This window comes from Kosakonia sp. BYX6 (genome assembly GCF_038449125.1).
GTDB classification, from domain to species: Bacteria; Pseudomonadota; Gammaproteobacteria; order Enterobacterales; family Enterobacteriaceae; genus Kosakonia; species Kosakonia calanthes.
This window is the reverse complement of the sequence record NZ_CP151800.1, coordinates 3,801,248-3,825,313: the sequence shown is the minus strand read 5'-3', so window position 1 is coordinate 3,825,313 and position 24,066 is coordinate 3,801,248. Positions and strand designations below refer to the sequence as shown.

The window sequence follows — 24,066 nt, the reverse complement described above, 5'->3', positions numbered from 1 at the left end:
TCGTTTACGTTATCGTTCACTCATTGATCAGAGATAAACCAATGGCGCGTCCAAAAACTGCTCAGCCAGTCAATACTACGCTGCGTAAAATTGCAGTTGTAGTAGCCACAGCGGTTAGCGGCATGTCTGTTTACGCACAGGCTGCAACCACCCAAAACGAAGAAACCATCACCGTTACCACTGCTGCTTCGCAAGAAAATGCTTGGGGCCCGGCTCCGACAATCGCGGCGAAACACTCCGCGACGGCAACCAAAACTGACACCCCGATTGAAAAGACCCCGCAGTCTATTTCCGTGGTGACCAATGAAGAGATGCAAATTCGTCAGCCAGCCTCTGTGAAAGAAGCTTTGGGTTACACACCTGGGGTGGTTGTTAGCAACCGTGGTGCATCGAATACCTACGATTTTGTCAGCATCCGTGGTTTCACTTCTGTCGGCCTAAGCCAGAACAATTACCTGGACGGGTTGAAATTACAGGGCAATTTCTATAACGACGCGGTTATCGACCCTTACATGCTGGAACGTGTTGAATTGATGCGCGGCCCAACTTCCGTCCTGTACGGAAAGAGCAATCCCGGCGGCATTATCTCTATGGTCAGCAAGCGTCCGACGACCACGCCGTTGCATGAAGTTCAGTTCAAAATGGGTACCGATAATTTGTACCAAACCGGTTTTGATTTCAGCGATGCGCTGGATGATAACGGTGAGTTTTCCTATCGCCTGACCGGTGTTGCGCGTTCTAACGATCAGCAGCAAGTCGATGCAAAGCAGAAACGCTATGCGATCGCGCCGTCTTTCACCTGGCGTCCTGACGACAAAACCAATTTTACCTTCCTGTCCTATTTCCAGAATGAACCACAAACGGGCTATTACGGCTGGTTGCCGAAGGAAGGGACTGTTGAACCATTGCCAAATGGTTCACGCATTGGTACCGACTTCAACGAGGGTGCAAAGAATAACTCGTATTCTCGCAACCAGAAGATGGTCGGCTATAGCTTCGAACATGGTTTTGATGACACCTTTACGGTGCGTCAAAATTTACGCTTTGCCGAAATGAAAACGGCGCAACAGAGTGTATACGGTACAGGTATTGCAGCTGACGGGCACACCCTCAATCGCGGAACCGTTGTTGATAATGAACGCCTGCAAAACTTCAGTGTAGATACTCAACTGCAAAGCAAATTTGCGACGGGCGCAGTTGAGCACACTCTTTTGACGGGTGTTGATTACATGCGTATGCGTAACGACATCAATGCGACTTTCGGCAGTGCGCCATCAATCGATCTCTACAATCCTTATTCTCCGGAAGATTTCGATTTTGGTGATGCAGCACCTTATCAATTGAACGAAAGCAAGCAGACTGGCATCTATGCGCAAAACCAGGCCGAGTGGGATAAATGGGTCTTCACACTCGGTGGTCGCTACGACTGGTCAAACCAACAAACGACCGTGCGTGCTGATGGCGGCTCTGTTGAGCGCAACGATCATCAGTTCACCTGGCGTGGCGGTGTGAACTATCTGTTTGATAACGGTATTGCACCTTATATCAGCTACAGCCAGTCCTTCGAGCCGAACGCATTCGATCTTTACAGCACGCCGCGTATGGCTTTCGCACCGTCTAAAGGTGAGCAGTATGAAGCGGGTGTTCGCTACGTACCGAAAGATATGCCGATCGTGCTTAGCGGTGCGGTTTATCAGCTGACGAAGACGAACACTCTTACGACTGACCCGAGCAATGTGACATTACAAGTTCCGTCAGGTGAAGTGCGCTCTCGTGGTATTGAGCTTGAAGCGAAAGCTGCTCTTAATGCCAATATCAATATGACCGCGTCATACACATACATTGATGCCGAATACACCAAAGACACTAACCTGAAAGGCAATCACGTTGAGCAGGTGCCCCGTAATATGGGATCGCTGTGGGGTGATTACACCTTTAACACTGGCGTGCTGTCTGGTCTGACATTGGGGACAGGCGGTCGTTTCATCGGTTCCAGCTATGGCGCACCGGATAACTCATTTAAAGTGGGTAGCGCGACGGTGATGGACGCAGTTATCAAATACGACTTAGCCCGCCTGGGCATGGCTGGTTCAAGTGTTGCTGTGAACGTCAATAACTTACTTGATCGTGATTACGTTTCCAGTTGCTTCCAGTCTTACGGCTGTTTCTGGGGCGCAGAGCGTCAGGTGGTGGCGACCGCAACCTTCCGCTTCTAATCTCTCTTCGGGCACGGTTCGCCGTGCCCTCTGACAAGTTGGCTACCATGCAGGAAAACAAAACGCTTCCCGATACCACCTTTCAACTGACCGATGTCACCTTTCGCGTGCCGGGACGCACACTGCTGCACCCGCTGTCGTTGACCTTTCCGGTTGGGAAGGTGACCGGCCTGATTGGCCACAACGGCTCGGGAAAATCCACACTGCTTAAAATGCTTGGCCGCCATCAGCCGCCGTCCGACGGGGATATCCTGCTCGACGCGCAGCCGCTGGAGAGCTGGAACAGCAAGGCATTTGCCCGCAAAGTGGCTTACCTGCCGCAGCAGTTGCCGCAGGCCGAAGGGATGACGGTGCGCGAACTGGTGGCGATTGGGCGTTATCCGTGGCACGGTGCGCTGGGGCGTTTTGGTGTCGCCGACCGGGAAAAAGTGGAAGAAGCCATTGCGCTGGTGGGGCTGAAACCGCTGGCGCATCGCCTGGTGGATAGCCTCTCCGGCGGCGAACGTCAGCGTGCGTGGATTGCCATGCTCGTGGCGCAAGATAGCCGTTGCCTGCTGTTAGATGAACCGACTTCCGCGCTGGATATCGCCCATCAGGTTGATGTGCTGGCGCTGGTGCATCGCCTGAGCCAACAGCGTGGGCTGACGGTAATTGCGGTGTTGCACGATATCAATATGGCGGCGCGCTATTGCGACTATTTGGTGGCGCTGCGCGGCGGTGAAATGATTGCAGAAGGCTCACCGGATGCGTTAATGCGCGCCGAGACGCTGGAACAAATTTACGGCATCCCAATGGGGATCCTGCCGCATCCGGCTGGTGCGGCTCCGGTGAGTTTTGTCTACTGATGGCCGGTTTACCTTCTCTTAGCCGTCGTCGCTTGCTGACGGCGATGGCACTCTCTCCGTTGCTGTGGAACCTGCGCGGCGCGCATGCGGCGGCGGTTGATCCAAAGCGCATTGTGGCGCTTGAATGGCTGCCGGTGGAACTGCTGCTGGCGCTCGGCGTCATGCCGTATGGCGTCGCCGATGTCCACGATTACAACATCTGGGTCAACGAGCCTTCTTTGCCTGATTCGGTGATTGACGTTGGTTTGCGCACCGAACCGAACCTCGAATTGCTGACGCAAATGAAACCCTCTTTGCTGGTGTGGTCGGCGGGTTATGGTCCGTCGGAAGCCAAACTGGCGACCATCGCGCCGGGGCGCGGTTTCACATTCAGCGATGGAAAAAAACCGCTCACCATGGCCCGGCGTTCCCTGAACGAGATGGCGCAACTGCTCAATAAAGAAGTGGCGGCAAAAAAACATCTTGATGCGTTTGATGCGCTGGTTGATAGCACAAAAGCGCATTTCGCCCGCCGTGGCGATCGCCCGCTGTTGATGATCACCTTGCTCGATCCGCGCCATGTGCTGGTGTTCTCCGAAAACTGCCTGTTTCAGGAAGTGCTCGACAGAGTAGGCATCCGCAATGCCTGGCATGGGGAAACCACTTTTTGGGGCAGTGTGGCGATCGGCATCGACCGGCTTGCCGAATACAAAGATGTCGATGTCATTTGCTTCGATCACAACAATGAACAAGACATGCGTACGTTGATGGCAACGCCGCTGTGGCAGGCGATGCCGTTTGTGCGGGCCGGGCGTTTTCAGCGCGTGCCTGCGGTGTGGTTCTATGGCGCAACGTTGTCGGCGATGCATTTCACCCGCGTGCTGGATAACGCGCTCGGAGGCCGGGCATGAGCCGACGTATCGCCCGTTTCCCGGCGTTGCTGCTGGCGGTGCTGTTTATCGCCGCCGCCTGGCTGACCTGGGCCAATTTAAATATCGCTTTGCCGCGCGAACAGTGGGGGCAGGCGCTGCGTGCGCCCGACATCAATCTCATTAATCAGATGCTGTTCCATTACAGCCTACTGCCACGGCTGGCGGTGTCGCTGCTGGTTGGCGCGGGGCTTGGCCTGGTCGGCGTTCTGTTCCAGCAAGTGTTGCGTAACCCATTAGCGGAACCCACAACGCTCGGTGTCGCCACTGGCGCGCAACTGGGGATCACCATTACCACGCTGTGGGCGATTCCCGGCGTGATGGCTTCGCAGTTTGCGGCGCTGATCGGGGCCTGTGCGGTCGGGGCGCTGGTGTTCGGGGTCGCCTGGGGTAAGCGTTTATCGCCGGTCACGCTGATCCTCGCGGGTTTGGTTGTTAGCTTGTATTGCGGTGCTATCAATCAGCTGCTGGTGCTGTTTCATCACGATCAATTGCAAAGCATGTTCTTATGGAGCACCGGTACGCTCACGCAAACGGACTGGAGCATCGCCCAGAGCCTGTGGCCGCAGTTGCTCGGCTGTGCAGTGTTGACGCTGTTGCTGTTGCGCCCACTGACTTTGATGGGGCTGGACGATGGCGTTGCGCGTAATCTCGGCCTGGCGCTGTCGATGGCGCGGCTGGCGGCGCTGACGCTGGCGATCGCGTTGAGTGCGCTGCTGGTTAACGCGGTGGGCATTATTGGTTTTATCGGTCTGTTCGCGCCGTTGCTCGCGAAAATGCTCGGCGCGCGTCGGCTGCTGGCGCGCCTGATTTTGGCGCCGGTGATTGGTGCGCTGATCCTCTGGCTTTCTGACCAGGTTATTTGGTGGTTAACGCGCGTGTGGATGGAAGTCTCCACCGGGTCGATCACCGCGCTTATTGGCGCACCGTTGTTGCTGTGGTTGTTGCCGCGCCTGCGCAGCATGAACACACCGGCGATGGACGCCGGCGATAAAGTGGCGGCTGAACGCCAGCATGTGCTGTGGTTTGCGCTGGGCGGTTTGGTGTTGTTGCTGCTGGCAATGGGCGTGGCGTTAAGCTTTGGGCGCGATGCGCAAGGCTGGCACTGGGCCAGCGGCACGTTGCTTGAAGAGTTAATGCCGTGGCGCTGGCCGCGCATTATCGCCGCGCTGACCGCCGGTGTGATGCTGGCGGTGGCGGGCTGTATTATTCAGCGTCTGACCGGCAACCCAATGGCCAGCCCGGAAGTGTTAGGGATCAGTTCCGGCGCGGCGTTTGGCGTGGTGCTGATGCTGTTCTTTGTACCGGGTAACGCCTTCGGTTGGTTGATGCCCGCCGGGAGCCTCGGCGCGGCGGGCACGTTATTGATCATCATGCTCGCCGCCGGGCGCGGCGGTTTCTCGCCGCACCGGATGTTGCTGGCGGGGATGGCGCTGAGCACGGCATTTACCATGTTGCTGATGATGTTGCAGGCAAGCGGCGACCCGCGCATGGCGGAGATCCTGACGTGGATCGCCGGCAGTACCTATAACGCTTCTGGTGAACAGGTGCTGCGCAGCAGTGTGATGATGGTTATCTTGCTGGCGCTGACGCCGCTGTGTCGCCGCTGGCTGATGATTTTACCGCTCGGCGGTGATACGTCGCGCTCGGTGGGAATGGCGTTAACGTCGTCACGCGTGGCGCTGCTGCTGTTGGCGGCGGCACTGACGGCGACGGCGACAATGACGATCGGGCCGCTCAGTTTTGTTGGCCTGATGGCGCCGCATATCGCCCGTATGATGGGCTTTCGGCGCACGATGCCGCATATGGTGATGTCGGCGCTGGTTGGGGGTTTATTGCTGGTGTTCGCGGACTGGTGCGGGCGGATGTTGCTGTTTCCATTCCAGATCCCGGCGGGGCTGCTGTCGACCTTTATCGGCGCGCCGTACTTTATCTATCTGTTGAGAAAGCAGAGTCGCTAGGCGATTAGAGGTATGGATTGTGTAGGCCCGGTAAGCGTTAGCGCCACCGGGCAATTCGCCGGATGGCACTGCGTTTATCCGGCCTACATGTTTACGGAGTTCCTGGTAAACAGTTACAGTTTCGCGAACACGCGGCGTGCCGCATCAACCGTGTTGCGGATATCCTCTTCGCTGTGGGCGACGGACATAAAGCCCGCTTCAAATGCCGACGGCGCGAAATAAATACCCTCTTCCAGCATCAGGTGGAAGAAGCGCTTAAAGCGTTCCACGTCGCACGCCACAACGTCCTGGTAGCAGGTGACTTCCTGCGCATCGGTAAAGAACAGGCCGAACATGCCGCCAACGTGGTTCACCACCAGCGAAATGCCCTGGCTTTGCGCCGCATCAATCAGGCCGTCGGCCAGCAATGTGGTGAGATCGTTCAGGGTTTCATGTACACCCACCTGCGCCACTTCGGTTAAACAGGCGTAGCCCGCCGCCATCGCAATCGGGTTACCGGAGAGTGTTCCCGCCTGGTAGACCGGCCCGGTCGGTGCCAGCGCTTCCATCACGTCGCGACGACCGCCAAATGCGCCCACCGGCATACCGCCGCCGATGATTTTGCCAAGACACGTCAGATCCGGCACCACACCATAGTGGGCCTGCGCGCCTGCCAGCGCGACGCGGAAACCGGTCATCACTTCATCAATAATTAACAGCGCGCCGAACTCATCGCACAAGTCACGCAGACCCGGCAGGAACTCAAGCTTCGGCGGCACACAGTTCATATTCCCGGCGACCGGCTCAACGATGATGCAGGCGATCTCCTGCGGATACTGCTCGAACGCCGCGCGGACGGATTGAAGATCGTTGTAGGTGCAAGTCAGAGTGTGCTTGGCGAAATCCGCCGGAACGCCCGGTGAGTTAGGCTGGCCGAGGGTCAATGCGCCGGAACCGGCTTTCACCAGCAGGCAATCGGCGTGACCGTGGTAACACCCTTCGAATTTGATGATTTTGTCGCGGCCGGTGAAACCGCGCGCCAGGCGGATGGCGCTCATGGTCGCTTCGGTACCGGAGTTCACCATGCGCACCATGTCCATGGTCGGCACCAGTTCGGTCACCAGTTCCGCCATTTTGACTTCCATCTCCGTCGGTGCGCCGAAACTCAGACCACGGCTGGCGGCTTCAATCACCGCGTTACGAATGGCAGGATGGTTGTGGCCGAGCACCATTGGCCCCCAGGAGCCGACGTAATCGATATAGGCTTTGCCGTCGGCATCGTATAAATAAGCACCGTCAGCACGCTCGATAAACAGCGGCGTACCGCCAACGCCGGTGAAGGCGCGTACCGGTGAATTGACACCGCCGGGGATAAGCTGGCGCGCTGCGTTATAGAGGTTTTCAGACTTACTCATGCTTTCATTCCTGGTTCGTGGAAAAATCTGTGCCGGTCATTCTATGTGATTACGGGAATGTTATGAAAGTTTTGCCGGGATTTTCCCCGCGACGTGCTGGCGAAGGCTGGCTACAATGGCCTCTTTTGTATGACTTACTGAAAACCATGTCAGAGAAAACCCCTTCATTCGAACAACAGCAGGTTGAGCGGCGGCGACGCAGAGATATCCTGCGCCAGATGTTGCAGCGCGATAAAACGCCGCTGGTGATTCTGGTCGTTGCGGCCATCGTCGGGACGCTCACCGGGCTGGTGGGCGTCGCCTTTGAAAAGGCCGTCAACGCCGTGCTAAACATGCGCATCGGCGCGCTGGCACAGGTGGCGAATAGCGCGATTGTCTGGCCGCTCGCCTTTTTGGGTTCAGCCGTGCTGGCGATGATTGGCTATTTTCTGGTGCGACGATTCGCACCGGAAGCGGGGGGTTCCGGGATCCCTGAAATTGAAGGCGCATTGGAAGAGTTGCGCCCGGTGCGCTGGTGGCGCGTTTTACCGGTGAAATTCTTTGGCGGTATGGGCACGCTGGGTGCCGGAATGGTGCTGGGGCGTGAAGGGCCGACGGTACAGATTGGCGGTAATATCGGGCGTATGGTGGGCGATCTGTTTCACTTACGCAGCGGTGAAGCGCGCCATACCTTGCTGGCGACCGGCGCGGCGGCGGGGCTTTCCGCAGCGTTCAACGCTCCGCTGGCAGGCATTTTGTTCATCATTGAAGAGATGCGATCGCAGTTTCATTACAACCTCATCTCCATCAAAGCGGTCTTTACCGGCGTGATTATGTCGAGCATTGTGTTTCGCCTGTTTAATGGCGAAGCCGCGGTTATCGACGTGGGTAAGCTGAGCAATGCGCCCGTCAACACGTTGTGGCTCTATCTGCTGTTGGGTATGGTATTTGGCTGCATCGGGCCGTTGTTCAATACGCTGATATTGCGCACGCAGGATCTGTTTCAGCGTATTCACGGCGGGCGTACCGGGAAATGGGTGCTGGTCGGCGGGCTGATTGGCGGAACCTGCGGCGTGCTGGGATTGATGGCGCCGGCGCTCTCGGGCGGCGGTTTTGCGCTGATCCCCATTGCCTCCGCCGGGAATTACACCGTTGGCGCGTTGCTGTTTATTTTTCTTATCCGCGTGGCGACGACATTGCTGTGCTTTAGCTCCGGTGCGCCGGGCGGGATTTTCGCGCCAATGCTGGCGTTGGGAACAGTGTTGGGGATGGCGTTTGGTAGTGCGAGCGTCGCGGTTTTTCCCCATTACCAGCTGGATGCCGCGACGTTTGCCATCGCCGGAATGGGGGCGTTATTAGCCGCTTCGCTACGTGCGCCGTTGACCGGAATTGTGCTAGTTTTGGAAATGACTGACAATTATCAGCTTATTTTGCCAATGATCATTACTTGTCTTGGTGCGACACTGTTAGCGCAGTTTTTGGGCGGGAAACCGCTCTATTCCGCCATCCTGGCACGTACACTTGCCAGGCAGGAAGCCGCCAGTGACAGTGAGCAGCGGCGGGAGAATACTTGAACGATTTAATACCGTATTGGATAATAGCCGCAATGATCGGGTTAATATTTGCCCAGATCTTCGTATCAATGGGAGCAAGACATGAGTGATGACGTAGCGCTGCCGCTGCAATTTACCGACGCAGCAGCCAGCAAAGTAAAAAACCTGATTGCGGACGAAGATAACCCTAATCTGAAACTGCGTGTTTACATCACCGGTGGTGGTTGCAGCGGCTTCCAATATGGTTTTACCTTTGATGACCAAATCAACGAGGGTGATATGACCATTGAGAAGCAGGGCGTTGGCCTGGTGGTCGACCCGATGAGCCTGCAATATCTGGTGGGCGGTTCGGTGGATTACACCGAAGGTCTGGAAGGTTCCCGCTTTGTGGTGACTAACCCGAACGCAACCAGCACCTGCGGCTGTGGTTCCTCGTTCAGCATCTGATACGTAATGCCCGGTGGCGCTTCGCTTACCGGGCTTCGTAGGCCGGATAATGCTCCGGTACTCAAAACGTCAACGTCCCGACTCATCTAGCGCAAAAGTAGGCAACTTTAGGTGCCAGCGAATTGCCGCAAGACGAATCCCCAACGTCACTACCATCCCCAGCATACTGGCTGATTCCAGTGGCACGCCAAAGAAGTAAAACGCCGACGCATGCACGATCCCGCCTGCAATACAGGCCGTGGCGTAAATTTCGGTACGCAGGATCATCGGTATTTCACGCGCCAGTACATCACGAATTATCCCGCCGCCGACACCGGTCACGACACCCATACAAATGGCGACCAGCGGGCCGGTTTCCGCCATAAACGCTTTATTCACGCCAATCCCGACAAACACCGCCAGACCCACGGCATCCAGCACCGGCAACACCCATTTCGGCAAGCGGCGCGGCTGACGCACCAGCGCGATGGTCAACATGCAGGTCACCATTGCAACCACTAAATCGGTGGGATCTTTCACCCAGAAAACCGGACCGTGCGCCAGCGCCATATCGCGGATCGTCCCGCCACCGACCGCCGTCACCACGCCTAGCACCAGCACGCCGAACGGATCCATCCGTAATTTTCCGGCAAGCAGAACGCCTGAGATGGCAAAAACAGCGGTACCGATAATATCCAGCCAGTAGACCAGCATGGTTGATTCCCCGGTTATTTCACCTGCGCAAGGGCAGTGCAGAGTTGTTGAGCGGCGAGGATAATACGCGGGCTTGCCCGTTCAAACCAGTCGCCGTGCAGAGAAATAATCGGTACATCCAGCTGATTTCGCCAGTATTGCTTAATTTTAGGAATCTGTTGTTTATCGCCCGCTAGCACTATCGCTTGCGGTTGACGCGCCAGCACTTGCTCGCGGCTGACCTGCGGCCACGGCACGTGGCTGGCGGCAAAGATATTTTCCCCGCCGCACAGCTCCAGCACCTGGTTTTGAATCGATCCTTTTCCACTGGTAAACAGCGGCTGCGCACCAAATTGCATAAACACGCGTTTTTTCGGCAGGCTGGCGTAATGGGATTTAAGTTCGTTGTACTTAGCCAGCAACTGTTGCGCCGCCTGTTCAGCCTGCTGTGGATGCGGGCTATAAGCCGCCAGCTTACGCAGCGTTTCCGCCACCTGCTCGATGGTGATCGCATCGACCCACATTATGGTGATACCAAACTGCTTGAGTTGATTAACCTGACGTTCCGTATTGCCGCCGCGCCAGGCCAGCACCAGGTCAGGTTTTAGCGCGACAATGCGTTCGAGGTTCATCCCTTGCCAGCTGGCGACTTGCTCAATATGCGCCGCTTCTGGCGGGTAATCCGAATAACTGCTGACGCCAACGGGCGTGATACCCGCCGCGAACACCAGTTCGGTATTGGCCGGAGAGAGGGAGATCACGCGTGGTGCGGCGAAAAGCCACGCCGGCAGAAAAATGAGCAGGGCGACAAGCGCCCTGAAAAGAGGGTTAGCCACGTGCCAGTTTCTGCACCAGGGTTTCAACCATCAGGCTGGATTGCTTCGCAGCCACCACCAGGAACTCATCAAAGCTCAGGTGGGATTGCTGATCCGCCACATCAGAAATGGCGCGAACCACCACAAACGGCACGCCAAAGTTATGGCAGACATGCGCAATCGCGGTCGCTTCCATTTCCACGGCAATCGCCTGCGGGAAGTTGTGACGAATTTTTGCCAGACCCACAGAACCATTGATAAACGCATCGCCGCTGACAATCAGCCCGCGTACCGCATTCAGTTTCAGCTCGCCGATGCAGGCTTCTGCCGCCGCAACCAGTTTGCCGTCGGCTTTAAAGCCTGCCGGGCAACCTGGCAACTGGCCATATTCATAGCCAAAAGCGGTAACATCGGCATCGTGATAACGCGCTTCGTCGGAAACCACGATATCACCCACTTTCAGTGTCGCGGCCAGACCGCCCGCAGAGCCTGTGTTGATAATCACATCCGGCTTACAACGTTCCAGCAGCAAGGTTGCGCCCATCGCGGCGGCCACTTTGCCAATACCTGATTTCAGCAGTGCGACTTCTGTACCATTTAGCGTACCGGTGTAGATTTCGCTCCCGCCAATATTCAGCGTTTGACGGTTCTCGATTTTGTCACGCAGCAGCGTAACTTCTTCTTCCATTGCACCAATGATGCCAATTTTCATGGAGATACTCGCTAATGTGATAAGACAGGATTACGTTTTCGAGGCATAGTCTATCATGGCATACACAATTGCATGATACCCGTGAGGCTATGCACAGGAGAGGAAATGGCCGAGATCGATTTTCGCAACAAGATAAACTGGCATCGTCGTTATCGTTCGCCGCAGGGCGTGAAAACCGAGCACGAAATCCTGCGTATTTTTGAAAGCGATCGTGGACGCATCATCAATTCTCCCGCCATTCGACGATTGCAGCAAAAGACCCAGGTTTTTCCTCTGGAGCGCAACGCGGCGGTGCGCACGCGTCTGACACATTCTCTTGAAGTGCAGCAAGTTGGGCGCTATATCGCCAAAGAGATCCTCAGCCGCCTGAAAGAGCAGCGCCTGCTGGAAACGTACGGCCTGGATGAGTTGACGGGGCCTTTTGAAAGTATCGTTGAGATGGCCTGCCTGATGCACGACATCGGCAACCCACCGTTCGGTCATTTTGGCGAAGCGGCGATCAATGACTGGTTCCGCCAGCGTTTGTCCCCGGACGACGCCGTTAGCCAACCGTTGTCGGACGATCGTTGTGAAGTGGTTGCGTTGCGCCTGCGCGAAGGCGAAGACAGTCTCAATACGTTACGCAGAAAAGTGCGCCATGATTTAAGCCAGTTTGAAGGTAATGCGCAGGGTATTCGCATGGTGCACACCCTCATGCGCATGAATCTGACCTGGGCGCAGGTCGGCTGTATTTTAAAATACACACGTCCGGCATGGTGGGTGGGTGAACCGCCGGCATCTCACAGTTATTTAATGAAAAAACCCGGTTATTATTTCTCTGAAGAAGCCTATGTTGAGCGGTTACGTAAAGAATTAAACCTCGACACTTATAGTCGCTTTCCATTGACGTGGATAATGGAAGCCGCAGACGATATCTCTTATTGCGTGGCCGATTTGGAAGATGCGGTGGAAAAACGAATTTTCACGGCGGAGCAACTTTATCAGCATCTTTATGACGCCTGGGGCACGCATGAAAAAGGCTCGCTGTTTGCTCAGGTTGTGGAAAATGCCTGGGATAAATCGCGCGTTAATTCCATGAGCCGCAGCGCAGAAGATCAATTCTTTATGTATTTGCGCGTCAACACGCTCAATAAACTGGTGCCTTACGCGGCACAACGTTTTATTGATAACTTACCGCAGATTTTTAACGGCGAATTCAATCATGCGCTGTTGGAAGATGACAGCGGATTTAGCCAGCTCCTTGAATTATATAAAAACGTCGCCATTAAACAGGTGTTCAGCCATCCCGATGTTGAGCAACTGGAATTACAGGGTTACCGCGTCATCAGTGGATTGCTGGAAATTTACCGCCCGTTGTTGCAATTATCGCTGGCGGACTTTACCGAGCTGGTGGAAAAAGAGCGTCTGCGTCGTTTCCCGATTGAATCGCGCCTGTTTCATAAACTGTCGACGCGCCACCGGCTGGCCTATGTCGAAGCGGTAAGTAAATTATCGCCTGACACGGCAGAGTACCCGGTGCTGGAGTATTATCACCGTTGTCGATTAATTCAGGATTATATCAGCGGCATGACCGATCTATATTCATGGGATGAATATCGTCGTTTGATGGCGGTGGAATAACACCGCTCAATTGTAAAGAACGACAATAAATTTTTACTTTTTCCAGACGCTTAAGGCCTGAACTTCACGCTATAAATCGACTCTGAGTGACACATACACAGCAGTTCGCGTTAATCAGTAATGAGATTGAGAGACATGAAAAAAACCACGTTAGCAATGAGTGCACTGGCTTTGAGTTTAAGTTTAGCGCTGTCTCCACTGTCTGCTATGGCAGCGGAAACAGTATCTTCTACAGCCACAACATCGCAGCAAATGCCAAGCCTCGCGCCGATGCTGGAAAAAGTTATGCCGTCGGTCGTGAGTATTAATGTCGAAGGCAGCACCACCGTAAATACGCCGCGCATGCCGCGCAACTTCCAGCAGTTCTTTGGTGATAATTCACCGTTCTGTCAGGACGGTTCACCGTTCCAGAGTTCTCCATTCTGTCAGGGTGGTGGTCAGGACGGGCAGGGCGGCGGCCAGCAGCAGAAATTTATGGCGCTGGGTTCCGGGGTGATTATTGATGCGGCGAAAGGCTATGTGGTCACCAACAATCACGTTGTTGATAACGCCAGCACCATCAAAGTACAACTGAGCGACGGGCGTAAATTTGACGCCAAAGTAGTGGGTAAAGACCCGCGTTCTGATATCGCTCTGATTCAAATCCAGGATCCGAAAAACCTGACCGCAATTAAACTGGCGGATTCCGATGCGCTGCGCGTGGGTGATTACACCGTCGCAATTGGTAACCCGTTCGGTCTGGGTGAAACCGTGACATCCGGGATCGTTTCTGCGCTGGGCCGCAGCGGTCTGAACGCGCAAAACTACGAAAACTTTATTCAGACTGACGCCGCGATTAACCGCGGTAACTCCGGTGGCGCGCTGGTTAACCTGAACGGTGAACTGATTGGTATCAACACCGCTATTCTCGCGCCGGACGGCGGCAACATCGGTATCGGCTTCGCTATCCCGAGTAATATGGTGAAAAGCCTTACTGGGCAGATGGTGCAGTACGGCCAGGTGCGTCGCGGTGAACTGGGTATTTTGGGAACCGAGCTGAACTCAGAGCTGGCGAAAGCGATGAAAGTCGATGCCCAGCGCGGTGCGTTCGTCAGCCAGGTGATGCCAAATTCCGCTGCGGCGAAAGCCGGTGTGAAAGCGGGTGACGTGATTACCTCTCTGAACGGTAAACCTATCAGCAGCTTTGCGGCGCTGCGTGCCGAAGTCGGTTCTATGCCGATCGGTAGCAAAGTCGCGCTCGGTATGCTGCGTGACGGCAAGCCGGTGAATATCACGCTGGAGCTGCAACAAAGCAGCCAGAATCAGGTGGAATCCAGCACCATCTTCAGCGGTATTGAAGGTGCGGAAATGAGCAACAAAGGTAAAGATGGCGGCGTAGTGGTTAACGCGGTGAAACCCAACACCCCGGCTGCGCAAATCGGCCTGAAAAAAGGTGATGTGATTCTCGGTGCGAACCAGCAGCCGGTGAAAAACATCGCTGAGTTGCGCAAAATCCTCGACAGCAAACCTTCTGTGCTGGCGTTGAACATCCAGCGTGGTGATACCTCCATCTATCTTCTGATGCAGTAACCCTTCAAAACCCTCTTCCCGATTCATGGGAGGAGGGGCTTTCCATTTATTTTGTGAGGCCTTCCACAACTTCACACTTCTCGCCTCCGCTTTGTGCATCTGCACAATGCAGACTATTGTGTTCTCCCATATGCTTGGGCTCTGCACAGGGGAGGGTTACATGGCTGGCTGGCATCTTGATACCAAAATGGCACAGGATATCGTGGCGCGCACGATGCGCATCATTGATACAAACATTAACGTGATGGATGCACGTGGCCGCATCATCGGAAGTGGTGACCGGGAACGAATTGGGGAATTGCACGAAGGTGCATTGCTGGTGCTTTCTCAGGGACGCGTTGTCGATATCGATGACGCCGTGGCGCGCCATCTGCATGGTGTGCGTCAGGGTATCAACCTGCCATTGCGTCTGGAAGGTGAAATTGTCGGTGTTATCGGTCTGACGGGCGAGCCCGAAACATTGCGCAAATATGGCGAATTAGTCTGTATGACCGCCGAAATGATGCTGGAACAGTCCCGTCTGATGCATTTGCTGGCGCAGGATAGCCGCCTGCGCGAAGAGCTAGTGATGAACCTGATTCAGGCCGAAGAGCATACTCCCGCACTCACTGAGTGGGCGCAGCGTTTAGGCATTGATCTAAACCAGCCGCGTGTGGTCGCGGTGGTAGAAGTCGACAGCGGTCAGTTGGGCGTAGACAGCGCAATGGCGGAGTTGCAGCAACTGCAAAACGCCCTGACCACGCCGGAGCGTAATAACTTGATCGCCATTGTCTCGCTCACCGAGATGGTGGTGCTGAAACCCGCATTGAATCAGTTTGGCCGCTGGGATGCTGAAGATCATCGCAAGCGCGTGGAACAGCTGATCACGCGTATGAAAGAGAATGGCCAGTTGCGTTTTCGCGTCGCGCTGGGGAACTACTTTACTGGCCCAGGCAGCATTGCGCGTTCCTACCGTACGGCGCGCACCACCATGATGGTGGGTAAGCAGCGCATGCCGGAAAGCCGGAGTTATTTTTACCAGGATTTGATGTTGCCAGTGCTGCTCGACAGCTTGCGTGGTGGCTGGCAGGCCAATGAACTGGCGCGCCCGTTATCGCGCTTAAAAGCGATGGACAATAATGGTTTGTTGCGCCGGACGCTGGCGGCTTGGTTTCGTCACAATGTGCAACCGCTCGCAACGTCTAAGGCGCTATTTATTCACCGTAATACTCTGGAATATCGCCTGAATCGGATCTCTGAACTGACAGGGTTGGATTTGGGGAATTTCGACGACAGATTGCTGCTGTATGTGGCGCTGCAGTTGGACGAGCAACGCTGATTTTTTGCCGGGTGGCGGCTTCGCTTTCCCAGCCTACAACGCTGTGTAGGTCTGATAAGCGAAGCGCCATCTGGCGTAATGCTGTTATTTCCCGCGCGTCAATTTCTCAAGATCGGATTCGATTTCGTTGATCTTATTGGTCACGACGCTTTCAAGGTGGCGCAAATCGTCAAGGATCTTACGTTTCAGATCGACTTCAGTACGATCGCGTTGGCATATTTGATCAAGCTCATCAATGACATAGCGTAGGTTCGGGCTAATTTCCTGCACTTCTTTATACCCCTGACCAACACCGTCGGCGACCACCGTTTTGCGCTGGCGTGGGTATTTGAATTTGACGCTCTTGGCAAAAAACTCGCCTTTGTCCTTATGAAAATAGATTTTCAGGATATCGTTATTGGCTTCCTGGCGGAGGCTATAGCGATCGATTTCATCGGGATTGGTAATGCCTAAACTTTTCAGATTATCGTACATAGCGGTACCCTTAAGCTCAACATAACCTATGAATAATTAACGAAAAAATCTATTTTTGCCACCTATGAATGCAAAAAAGGCGGGATATATCACCCTCTCCCAAACAGGGAGAGGGAAAGGCTTAGTCGATGGTACGCAGCAACTCGTTAATGCCTACCTTACCGCGCGTTTTAGCATCCACTTTTTTCACGATAACAGCGCAGTACAGGCTGTATTTGCCATCTTTTGACGGCAGGTTGCCGGAAACAACCACGGAGCCAGCCGGTACGCGACCGTAATGCACTTCACCGGTTTCGCGATCGTAAATACGGGTGCTCTGACCGATATAAACGCCCATCGAAATCACAGAACCTTCTTCAACGATAACGCCTTCCACAACCTCGGAGCGCGCGCCGATGAAACAATTATCTTCAATGATAGTCGGATTTGCCTGCAATGGCTCCAGAACGCCACCAATCCCTACGCCACCGGAAAGGTGCACGTTTTTACCGATCTGCGCACAAGAACCGACAGTCGCCCAGGTATCAACCATCGTTCCTTCGTCAACGAAAGCACCGATGTTAACGTAAGACGGCATCAGAACCGTGTTGCGCGCGATGAATGCACCCTGGCGCACCGCGGCTGGCGGTACTACGCGGAAACCTTCTTTCTGGAAACGCGCGTCGTCATAGTCGGCGAATTTCATCGGCACTTTATCAAAGTAGCGGCTTTCCGCACCGTCGATAACCTGGTTATCGTTAATGCGAAAAGAGAGCAGAACGGCTTTCTTCAACCACTGGTGGGTCACCCACTGACCCTCAATTTTTTCTGCGACGCGCAGTGCGCCTGAATCAAGCAGAGCGATAACCTGGTTCACCGCTTCGCGGGTAACAGTATCTACATTTGCCGGGGTAATCTCTGCGCGACGCTCGAAAGCGGCCTCAATAACGTTCTGTAACTGCTGCATTGTTTAACTCTTTCCATCTTGTGTAAAAAAACAATCACCCTTTATCGTTTGGATTGAGGGCCTCTGTCAACCGTTGTTGTACCTCCTTTTGCAGCACATTATTAAGGCCACGCCGGTCGGCAGTCGCGATTATGAATAAATCTTCTACTCGCTCACCAATGGTTGTAATTCTTGCCCCATGCAGCGAAATTCCAAGGTCGGCAAAAACCTGGCCGACCCGCGCCAGCAGCCCCGGTTGGTCAAGGGCAATCAATTCAAGGAACGATTTTCTTTCGGTATGCGTCGGCAGGAAATTCACCTCGGTATCGACGGTGAAATGACGCAACTTGGCCGGTTGACGACGCGGCTGCGGTGGCTGCCAGGTGTGTTGCGTGATCGCTTGCTCCAGCCCGAAGCAGATCGCGTCATGGCGATCGGCGGACAGCGGGCTGCCGTCCGGCTCCAGCACAATAAAGGTATCCATCGCCATGCCATCGCGCGTGGTAAAGATCTGCGCGTCATGCACGCTGAGATTACGCCTATCGAGTTCGGCACACACCGCAGCGAACAGATAGGGTCTGTCTGGACTCCAGATAAAGATCTCCGTACCGCCGCGAGTGGCCTGTGGGCTGAGTAAAATCATCGGCTTACTGAGATCATGTTGCAGCAGATGCCGCGCATGCCAGGCCAGTTGGTTTGGGCTGTGGCGCACAAAATAGTTGGCGCGACAGCGCGCCCAAATCTGATGCAACAGCTCTTCATCAATATTATCCATGCGCAGTAATGCCAACGCCTGCAACTGATGATGGCGCACGCGCTCGCGCATATCCGGCGTGTTTTGCATTCCCCGGCGCAGCTGCTTCTCAGTGGCGAAATAGAGTTCGCGCAACAGGCTCTGCTTCCAGCTGTTCCACAGCGTTTCATTGGTTGCGCAGATATCCGCGACCGTCAGGCAGACGAGGAAGCGCAGGCGGTTTTCCGTTTGCACCTCTTCGGCGAACTGTTTGATCACTTCCGGATCCTGAATATCGCGGCGTTGCGCGGTTACCGACATTAACAAGTGATGACGCACCAGCCAGGCCACCAGTTGGGTTTCCCGGGAATTCAGCCCGTGGAGTTCGGCGAACTTCAGCACGTCCTGCGCACCTAACACCGAGTGATCGCCGCCACGGCCTTTGGCGATATCGTGGAACAACGCCGCAATCAGAATCAGCTCCGGGTGGGTAAGGCGCGGCCACAACTCGACACAGAGCGGATGCTTATTACGCGTCTCCTCTTTGGCAAAACTCTCCAGCTTCAGCAACACGCGAATGGTGTGTTCATCAACGGTGTAGGCGTGGAAAAGATCGAACTGCATTTGGCCGACAATGTGCGACCACTGCGGCATATAGGCCCACAACACGCTGTGGCGGTGCATGGGCAGCAAACCGCGGCTGACCGCGCCGGGGTGGCGCAGCATGCTGAGGAAAATCGAACGCGCTTCGGCAATGTAGCAAAGCGGCTGTGTCAGATGGCGGCGCGCGTGGCGCAGATGGCGCAACGTGGCGGAGTAGATGCCGGTAATGGTGCTGTTGCGCACCATAATGTAGAACATGCGTAAAATCGCCTGCGGCTCGCGGATAAACAGCGTTTCATCACGCAGGTCAATCAGCGTGCCGCGCAGCTGGAATTCATCATCAATTGGGCGGGGTTTCTCATCGGTGGTCAGCGCCAGAATCGCGTCGTCGAACAACTGGAGCAGCATCTGATTCAGTTCCGCCACGCGGCGGGTGACGCGGAAGAAATCTTTCATCATATGTTCAACGGGCTGGTTGCCTTCGCCGACATAATTCAGACGCTGAGCGACGCTTAACTGCCTGTCGAACAGCAGCCGGTTATCGTAGCGATTGACCTCTAAATGCAGCGCGAAGCGAATACGCCACAGCAGATGCAGACACTCATTCAATTCATTGCGTTCGGCTTCGGTCAGAAAACCAAAACCCACCATCTCATCCAGCGAAGTTGCGCCAAAATGGCGGCGAGCCACCCACTGCAACGTATGGATATCGCGCAGGCCGCCGGGGCTGCTTTTTATATCCGGCTCAAGGTTATAGCTGGTGCCGTGATAGCGTTGGTGACGTTCGTTTTGCTCCACCACTTTGGCCGGGAAGAACGTTTCGGAAGGCCAGAAATTATCGCTGAAAATGTGCTTTTGCAGTTCCAGGAACAGTGCAACATCACCCACTAAAAGACGTGATTCGATAAGGTTGGTAGCGACGGTAAGATCCGATAAACCTTCCTGTAAGCATTCGTCAAACGTGCGGACGCTGTGGCCAACTTCCAGCTTCACATCCCACAATAAGGTCAGTAGCTCACCGATTTTCTGCGCCTGCTCATCCGGCAATTTTGTCCGGCTGAGAATCAGCAAGTCGATATCGGATAATGGATGCAACTCGCCACGACCATAACCGCCGACCGCAACCAGCGCGGTATCCCCAACGTCACCAAAACCGTATTCCAGCCATAAACGCTGCAAGAGTTGATCGATAAACTCGGTGCGCGCTTCAATCAATTGCTCGGCCGAAATCCCGGCGTCAAACACATGCCCCAGCCACTGCTGAAAAGTATCAATACGCGCTTTAATGCTCGCGCAATTGAGTTCGTCTTTCGGCCAAACGCCTGGATGTTCAGGCTGACCGGGAAGGGTGGGTTTTACGGTGCTGACGAATTGTTCGGAAGAGAGATTGCTCATTATTTGCCACCCATTTGGCGTGTGAATACACTGCGAAACAAATTAAAAGAGATAATGAGAAATGAAAAGTCGTTTATATGTATGACCCGGGCGGAAAGGGCAGCTAAAAAAACGGCCCGCATAGCGGACCGTCGATAACATTGAGTAAAGCTTGGATCAGGCGGCGGTAAGTACAGCCTCGATGGTGTCGTCTTTACGCAGCGTCAGGATTTCGCAGCCGGTTTCAGTGACCACGATAGTGTGCTCATATTGCGCCGACAGGCTGCGGTCTTTGGTTTTGACTGTCCAGCCATCTTTCATGGTACGAATGCGGTAATCACCGGCATTCACCATCGGTTCAACGGTAAAGGTCATGCCCGCTTTCAACACCACACCGCCATCATCCGCATCATAATGCAGCACCTGCGGCTCTTCGTGGAAACCGCGACCGATACCGTGACCGCAATACTCGCGCACCACGGAAAAACCTTCGCCTTCGACATATTTCTGAATAGCCGCGCCGAGCGTGCGCAGACGAATACCCGGTTTTACCATACGCAACGCCAGGTAGAGGCTCTCTTGCGTGACACGGCACAGGCGCTCACCGAGGATCGTCGGTTTACCCACGATGAACATTTTGGACGTATCGCCGTGGTATTCGTCTTTAATCACGGTGACGTCGATGTTTACCACGTCGCCGTCTTTCAGCAGTTTTTCATCATCCGGAATGCCGTGACAAACCACTTCATTAATAGAGATGCAAACGGACTTCGGAAAACCGTGATAGCCAAGGCAAGCAGAGATGGCGTGCTGCTCGTTGACGATGTAATCATTGCAGATGCGATCCAGTTCGCCAGTGCTGACGCCCGGCTTGATATGCGGCTCGATCATTTCCAACACTTCGGCGGCAAGACGCCCGGCGACGCGCATTTTTTCGATTTCTTCAGGAGTTTTAATAGAGATAGCCATGGAATGTGCCCATCAGTGTCGAATTTTTCGACTATACCAGGATTAGTGCTGTCAATGGTAACAGTCAGGCAAGCTTTGTGCCAAATTGAGAATCATTAACAGCACACTGCGTCAACAACTATTGGTTTCCGGTAGTGTTTTGTGGTATAAAGCGCGCCGGACTTCCGTTCCTGTTTTGGGATGGGAGCCACAAATCTCACTTTGTGTAATAACACACACGTATCGGCACATATTCCGGGGTGCCCTTCGGGGTCGGTAATATGGGATACGTGGAGGCATAACCCCAACTTTTATATAGAGGTTTTAATCATGGCAACTGTTTCCATGCGCGACATGCTCAAGGCTGGTGTTCACTTCGGTCACCAGACCCGTTACTGGAACCCGAAAATGAAGCCGTTCATCTTCGGTGCGCGTAACAAAGTTCACATCATCAACCTTGAGAAAACTGTACCGATGTTCAACGAAGCCTTGGCTGAGCTGAACAAAATTGCTTCCCGTAAAGGCAAAATTCTGATCGTTGGTACTAAACGCGCTGCAAGCGAAGCGGTGAAAGAAGCTGCTCAGAACTGCGACCAATTCTTCGTGAACCATCGCTGGTTGGGCGGCATGCTGACTAACTGGAAAACCGTTCGTCAGTCCATCAAACGTCTGAAAGACCTGGAAACTCAGTCTCAGGACGGTACCTTCGACAAGCTGACCAAGAAAGAAGCGCTGATGCGCACTCGTGAGCTGGACAAGCTGGAAAACAGCCTGGGCGGTATCAAAGACATGGGCGGTCTGCCGGACGCTCTGTTCGTTATCGACGCTGACCACGAGCACATCGCAATCAAAGAAGCAAACAACCTGGGTATCCCGGTATTTGCTATCGTTGATACCAACTCCGATCCGGACGGCGTTGACTTCGTTATCCCGGGTAACGACGACGCAATCCGTGCTGTTAGCCTGTACCTGAATGCCGTTGCTGCTACCGTTCGTGAAGGTCGTTCTTCTGATCTGGCTACTCAGGCGGAAGAAAGCTTCGTAGAAGCTGAGTAATAAGGCACGCTCTTTGAGCCCCTTATTGAGCAGGTAGTACCGAGTTTGGTTAGGGGGCCTGTCTATGGCCCCCTTTTTCACTTTTAAGCCTGTTTGGTTCCTGGAACCGGGCAGGTCATATCTCTCCCGAGGATTAAAGAATGGCTGAAATTACCGCATCCCTGGTAAAAGAGCTGCGTGAACGTACTGGCGCAGGCATGATGGATTGCAAAAAAGCACTGACTGAAGCGAACGGCGACATCGAGCTGGCAATCGAAAACATGCGTAAGTCCGGTGCTATCAAAGCAGCGAAAAAAGCAGGCAACGTTGCTGCTGACGGCGTGATCATCACTAAGATCGACGGCACCTACGGCATCATTCTGGAAGTAAACTGCCAGACTGACTTCGTCGCGAAAGATGCTGGTTTCCAGGCATTTGCTAACAAAGTCCTGGACGCCGCTGTTGCTGGCAAAATCACTGACGTTGACGTTCTGAAAACGCAGTTCGAAGAAGAACGCGTTGCGCTGGTTGCTAAAATCGGTGAGAACATCAACATCCGTCGTGTTGCTTCCCTGGAAGGCGAAGTTCTGGGTTCCTACCAGCACGGTGCGCGTATCGGTGTTCTGGTTGCGGCGAAAGGCGCTGATCAGGAGCTGGTTAAACAACTGGCAATGCACGTTGCTGCAAGCAAGCCGGAATTCGTTAAACCGGAAGATGTGTCTGCTGAAGTGGTAGAAAAAGAGTACCAGGTTCAGCTGGACATCGCCATGCAGTCTGGCAAGCCGAAAGAAATCGCAGAGAAAATGGTTGAAGGCCGCATGAAGAAATTCACCGGCGAAGTTTCTCTGACTGGCCAACCTTTCGTTATGGATCCGAGCAAATCTGTTGGCCAGCTGCTGAAAGAGCACAACGCTGACGTGACTGGCTTCATCCGCTTCGAAGTGGGCGAAGGCATCGAGAAAGTTGAGACTGACTTCGCAGCAGAAGTTGCTGCAATGTCCAAGCAGTCTTAATCAATAAAAGGAGCCGCCTGAGGGCGGCTTCTTTTTATGTCCTTCATCTGAAAATCAGCCGATACGCTAGTGTTTGCGCTGACAGGCGACGTATCATAGCGCCAGTATTAAACCCGTCCATTTGTTCACAGTCTCAGGAAAGAAACATGGCTACCAATGCAAAACCTATCTACAAACGCATTTTGCTCAAGCTGAGCGGCGAGGCACTCCAGGGATCCGAAGGTTTCGGTATTGACGCAAGCATTCTTGACCGCATGGCGCAGGAAATCAAAGAGCTGGTTGAACTGGGTATTCAGGTTGGTGTGGTCATTGGTGGTGGTAACTTGTTCCGTGGGGCGGGCCTGGCGAAAGCGGGGATGAACCGCGTTGTGGGCGATCACATGGGTATGCTGGCAACAGTCATGAACGGCCTGGCAATGCGTGATGCTCTGCATCGTGCCTATGTGAACGCGCGTTTGATGTCCGCATTCCCGTTAAACGGGGTTTGTGACAACTACAGCTGGGCAGAGGCTATCAGCCTGCTGCGTAACAACCGCGTGGTGATTTTCAGCGCCGGTACCGGCAACCCGTTCTTTACCACTGATTCCGCAGCATGCCTGCGCGGTATCGAAATCGAAGCCGAAGTCGTGTTGAAAGCGACCAAAGTTGACGGCGTGTTTACCGCCGATCCGGTGTTAGATCCGACCGCCACCCTGTGTGAACAACTCTCCTACAGCGAAGTGCTGGAGAAAGAACTGAAAGTGATGGATCTGGCGGCCTTCACATTGGCTCGTGATCACAAATTACCGATTCGCGTGTTCAATATGAACAAACCAGGCGCACTGCGTCGCGTGGTCATGGGCGAAAAAGAAGGCACATTGATTACGGAATAATTCCCGTAAGCAGTAAATAAAGGTAAGATTCCGCTTTAATTTATTGAGCAGTTCTTTTTGGTGCCTTTACGGTGCCAAAA

At 54.3% G+C, this 24,066-nt stretch carries 20 protein-coding genes; 12 read left to right on the top strand and 8 right to left on the bottom strand.

Translation table 11 applies throughout. The annotated features are described in order from the left end of the window. Positions 1 to 41: 41 nt before the first annotated feature. The 4 genes from fhuA to fhuB are packed head-to-tail and all read left to right on the top strand — an operon-like array spanning position 42 to position 5,930. Entirely contained in the window at positions 42 to 2,216 is a 2,175-nt protein-coding gene (gene fhuA, locus AAEY27_RS17995) for a ferrichrome porin FhuA (RefSeq protein ID WP_342322170.1), read from the top strand. Positions 2,217 to 2,263: 47 nt separating this feature from the next. Then, entirely contained in the window at positions 2,264 to 3,061 is a 798-nt protein-coding gene (gene fhuC, locus AAEY27_RS17990; protein ID WP_342322169.1) for a Fe3+-hydroxamate ABC transporter ATP-binding protein FhuC, read from the top strand. Continuing rightward, on the top strand, positions 3,061 to 3,951 hold the full coding sequence (fhuD, locus tag AAEY27_RS17985) for a Fe(3+)-hydroxamate ABC transporter substrate-binding protein FhuD (protein ID WP_342322168.1): 891 nt from the start codon (positions 3,061 to 3,063) through the stop codon (positions 3,949 to 3,951). The genes fhuC and fhuD overlap by 1 nt, the downstream gene beginning before the upstream one ends. Next, entirely contained in the window at positions 3,948 to 5,930 is a 1,983-nt protein-coding gene (fhuB, locus tag AAEY27_RS17980; RefSeq protein WP_342322167.1) for a Fe(3+)-hydroxamate ABC transporter permease FhuB, read from the top strand. The genes fhuD and fhuB overlap by 4 nt, the downstream gene beginning before the upstream one ends. 113 nt (positions 5,931 to 6,043) lie before the next feature. On the opposite strand, the gene hemL is transcribed toward fhuB, so the two are convergent. Then, positions 6,044 to 7,324, bottom strand: coding sequence for a glutamate-1-semialdehyde 2,1-aminomutase (hemL, locus tag AAEY27_RS17975; RefSeq protein ID WP_342322166.1), 1,281 nt, complete (start codon positions 7,322 to 7,324; stop codon positions 6,044 to 6,046). 146 nt (positions 7,325 to 7,470) lie between these two features. On the opposite strand from hemL, the gene clcA reads away from it, so the two are divergent. Together clcA and erpA are read left to right on the top strand one after the other, a co-directional pair. Beyond that, positions 7,471 to 8,877: a H(+)/Cl(-) exchange transporter ClcA gene (gene clcA, locus AAEY27_RS17970; protein WP_342325630.1), complete on the top strand. Its 1,407-nt coding sequence runs from the start codon at positions 7,471 to 7,473 to the stop codon at positions 8,875 to 8,877. Positions 8,878 to 8,958: 81 nt separating this feature from the next. After that, positions 8,959 to 9,303 carry an iron-sulfur cluster insertion protein ErpA gene (gene erpA, locus AAEY27_RS17965; RefSeq protein ID WP_039057398.1) on the top strand — a complete coding sequence of 115 codons (345 nt, stop codon included), beginning with the start codon at positions 8,959 to 8,961 and terminating at the stop codon, positions 9,301 to 9,303. Positions 9,304 to 9,372: 69 nt separating this feature from the next. Here the strand turns inward: erpA and AAEY27_RS17960 are convergent, their stop codons facing one another. The 3 genes from AAEY27_RS17960 to mtnN are packed head-to-tail and all read right to left on the bottom strand — an operon-like array spanning position 9,373 to position 11,502. After that, entirely contained in the window at positions 9,373 to 9,996 is a 624-nt protein-coding gene (locus AAEY27_RS17960) for a TRIC cation channel family protein (RefSeq protein ID WP_342322165.1), read from the bottom strand. Between the two features lie 14 nt (positions 9,997 to 10,010). After that, positions 10,011 to 10,811, bottom strand: a complete 801-nt coding sequence (gene btuF / locus AAEY27_RS17955) for a vitamin B12 ABC transporter substrate-binding protein BtuF (RefSeq protein ID WP_342322164.1) — start codon at positions 10,809 to 10,811, stop codon at positions 10,011 to 10,013. Then, the gene (gene mtnN, locus AAEY27_RS17950) at positions 10,804 to 11,502 is read right to left on the bottom strand and encodes a 5'-methylthioadenosine/S-adenosylhomocysteine nucleosidase (RefSeq protein WP_342322163.1); all 699 of its coding nucleotides are present in this window, start codon (positions 11,500 to 11,502) and stop codon (positions 10,804 to 10,806) included. Before mtnN ends, btuF begins: the two co-directional genes overlap by 8 nt. Before the next feature lie 105 nt (positions 11,503 to 11,607). Between mtnN and dgt the strand changes: the two genes are divergently transcribed. The 3 genes from dgt (at position 11,608) to cdaR (ending at position 16,009) form a co-directional block, all read left to right on the top strand. Then, complete coding sequence (dgt, locus tag AAEY27_RS17945) at positions 11,608 to 13,122, top strand: dGTPase (RefSeq protein ID WP_342322162.1); 1,515 nt, start codon at positions 11,608 to 11,610, stop codon at positions 13,120 to 13,122. A 135-nt stretch (positions 13,123 to 13,257) separates the two neighbouring features. Beyond that, positions 13,258 to 14,691, top strand: coding sequence for a serine endoprotease DegP (degP, locus tag AAEY27_RS17940; protein ID WP_342322161.1), 1,434 nt, complete (start codon positions 13,258 to 13,260; stop codon positions 14,689 to 14,691). Positions 14,692 to 14,851: 160 nt separating this feature from the next. Further along, the gene (gene cdaR, locus AAEY27_RS17935; protein WP_342322160.1) at positions 14,852 to 16,009 is read left to right on the top strand and encodes a DNA-binding transcriptional regulator CdaR; all 1,158 of its coding nucleotides are present in this window, start codon (positions 14,852 to 14,854) and stop codon (positions 16,007 to 16,009) included. An 84-nt stretch (positions 16,010 to 16,093) separates the two neighbouring features. Here the strand turns inward: cdaR and AAEY27_RS17930 are convergent, their stop codons facing one another. The 4 genes from AAEY27_RS17930 to map form a co-directional block, all read right to left on the bottom strand. Continuing rightward, positions 16,094 to 16,483: a DUF3461 family protein gene (locus tag AAEY27_RS17930; RefSeq protein ID WP_017457991.1), complete on the bottom strand. Its 390-nt coding sequence runs from the start codon at positions 16,481 to 16,483 to the stop codon at positions 16,094 to 16,096. Between the two features lie 121 nt (positions 16,484 to 16,604). Continuing rightward, positions 16,605 to 17,429, bottom strand: coding sequence for a 2,3,4,5-tetrahydropyridine-2,6-dicarboxylate N-succinyltransferase (gene dapD / locus AAEY27_RS17925; RefSeq protein WP_342322159.1), 825 nt, complete (start codon positions 17,427 to 17,429; stop codon positions 16,605 to 16,607). Positions 17,430 to 17,463: 34 nt separating this feature from the next. Further along, positions 17,464 to 20,139 (bottom strand): bifunctional uridylyltransferase/uridylyl-removing protein GlnD, encoded by a 2,676-nt coding sequence (gene glnD / locus AAEY27_RS17920; RefSeq protein WP_342322158.1) that lies wholly within the window; start codon positions 20,137 to 20,139, stop codon positions 17,464 to 17,466. Positions 20,140 to 20,295: 156 nt separating this feature from the next. Then, positions 20,296 to 21,087 (bottom strand): type I methionyl aminopeptidase, encoded by a 792-nt coding sequence (map, locus tag AAEY27_RS17915; protein ID WP_342322157.1) that lies wholly within the window; start codon positions 21,085 to 21,087, stop codon positions 20,296 to 20,298. A 309-nt stretch (positions 21,088 to 21,396) separates the two neighbouring features. Here map and rpsB point away from each other — a divergent pair, with 309 nt between their 5' ends. The 3 genes from rpsB to pyrH all read left to right on the top strand — a co-directional run bounded on the left by rpsB (position 21,397) and on the right by pyrH (position 23,986). Then, complete coding sequence (gene rpsB / locus AAEY27_RS17910) at positions 21,397 to 22,122, top strand: 30S ribosomal protein S2 (protein ID WP_342322156.1); 726 nt, start codon at positions 21,397 to 21,399, stop codon at positions 22,120 to 22,122. Between the two features lie 140 nt (positions 22,123 to 22,262). Continuing rightward, positions 22,263 to 23,114 carry a translation elongation factor Ts gene (tsf, locus tag AAEY27_RS17905; protein WP_342322155.1) on the top strand — a complete coding sequence of 284 codons (852 nt, stop codon included), beginning with the start codon at positions 22,263 to 22,265 and terminating at the stop codon, positions 23,112 to 23,114. A gap of 146 nt (positions 23,115 to 23,260) precedes the next feature. Then, positions 23,261 to 23,986, top strand: a complete 726-nt coding sequence (gene pyrH, locus AAEY27_RS17900) for a UMP kinase (RefSeq protein ID WP_342322154.1) — start codon at positions 23,261 to 23,263, stop codon at positions 23,984 to 23,986. Positions 23,987 to 24,066: the final 80 nt, after the last annotated feature.

Excerpts from the sequence above, each read along its gene's own strand:
- clcA (WP_342325630.1), top strand. The coding sequence starts at position 7,471 with ATGTCAGAGAAAACCCCTTCATTCGAACAACAGCAGGTTGAGCGGCGG.
- hemL (WP_342322166.1), bottom strand. The coding sequence starts at position 7,324 with ATGAGTAAGTCTGAAAACCTCTATAACGCAGCGCGCCAGCTTATCCCC.
- fhuA (WP_342322170.1), top strand. The coding sequence starts at position 42 with ATGGCGCGTCCAAAAACTGCTCAGCCAGTCAATACTACGCTGCGTAAA.
- dapD (WP_342322159.1), bottom strand. The coding sequence starts at position 17,429 with ATGCAGCAGTTACAGAACGTTATTGAGGCCGCTTTCGAGCGTCGCGCA.
- erpA (WP_039057398.1), top strand. The coding sequence starts at position 8,959 with ATGAGTGATGACGTAGCGCTGCCGCTGCAATTTACCGACGCAGCAGCC.
- dgt (WP_342322162.1), top strand. The coding sequence starts at position 11,608 with ATGGCCGAGATCGATTTTCGCAACAAGATAAACTGGCATCGTCGTTAT.
- cdaR (WP_342322160.1), top strand. The coding sequence starts at position 14,852 with ATGGCTGGCTGGCATCTTGATACCAAAATGGCACAGGATATCGTGGCG.
- fhuD (WP_342322168.1), top strand. The coding sequence starts at position 3,061 with ATGGCCGGTTTACCTTCTCTTAGCCGTCGTCGCTTGCTGACGGCGATG.
- degP (WP_342322161.1), top strand. The coding sequence starts at position 13,258 with ATGAAAAAAACCACGTTAGCAATGAGTGCACTGGCTTTGAGTTTAAGT.
- AAEY27_RS17960 (WP_342322165.1), bottom strand. The coding sequence starts at position 9,996 with ATGCTGGTCTACTGGCTGGATATTATCGGTACCGCTGTTTTTGCCATC.
- mtnN (WP_342322163.1), bottom strand. The coding sequence starts at position 11,502 with ATGAAAATTGGCATCATTGGTGCAATGGAAGAAGAAGTTACGCTGCTG.
- fhuC (WP_342322169.1), top strand. The coding sequence starts at position 2,264 with ATGCAGGAAAACAAAACGCTTCCCGATACCACCTTTCAACTGACCGAT.
- AAEY27_RS17930 (WP_017457991.1), bottom strand. The coding sequence starts at position 16,483 with ATGTACGATAATCTGAAAAGTTTAGGCATTACCAATCCCGATGAAATC.
- rpsB (WP_342322156.1), top strand. The coding sequence starts at position 21,397 with ATGGCAACTGTTTCCATGCGCGACATGCTCAAGGCTGGTGTTCACTTC.
- tsf (WP_342322155.1), top strand. The coding sequence starts at position 22,263 with ATGGCTGAAATTACCGCATCCCTGGTAAAAGAGCTGCGTGAACGTACT.
- pyrH (WP_342322154.1), top strand. The coding sequence starts at position 23,261 with ATGGCTACCAATGCAAAACCTATCTACAAACGCATTTTGCTCAAGCTG.
- glnD (WP_342322158.1), bottom strand. The coding sequence starts at position 20,139 with ATGAGCAATCTCTCTTCCGAACAATTCGTCAGCACCGTAAAACCCACC.
- fhuB (WP_342322167.1), top strand. The coding sequence starts at position 3,948 with ATGAGCCGACGTATCGCCCGTTTCCCGGCGTTGCTGCTGGCGGTGCTG.
- map (WP_342322157.1), bottom strand. The coding sequence starts at position 21,087 with ATGGCTATCTCTATTAAAACTCCTGAAGAAATCGAAAAAATGCGCGTC.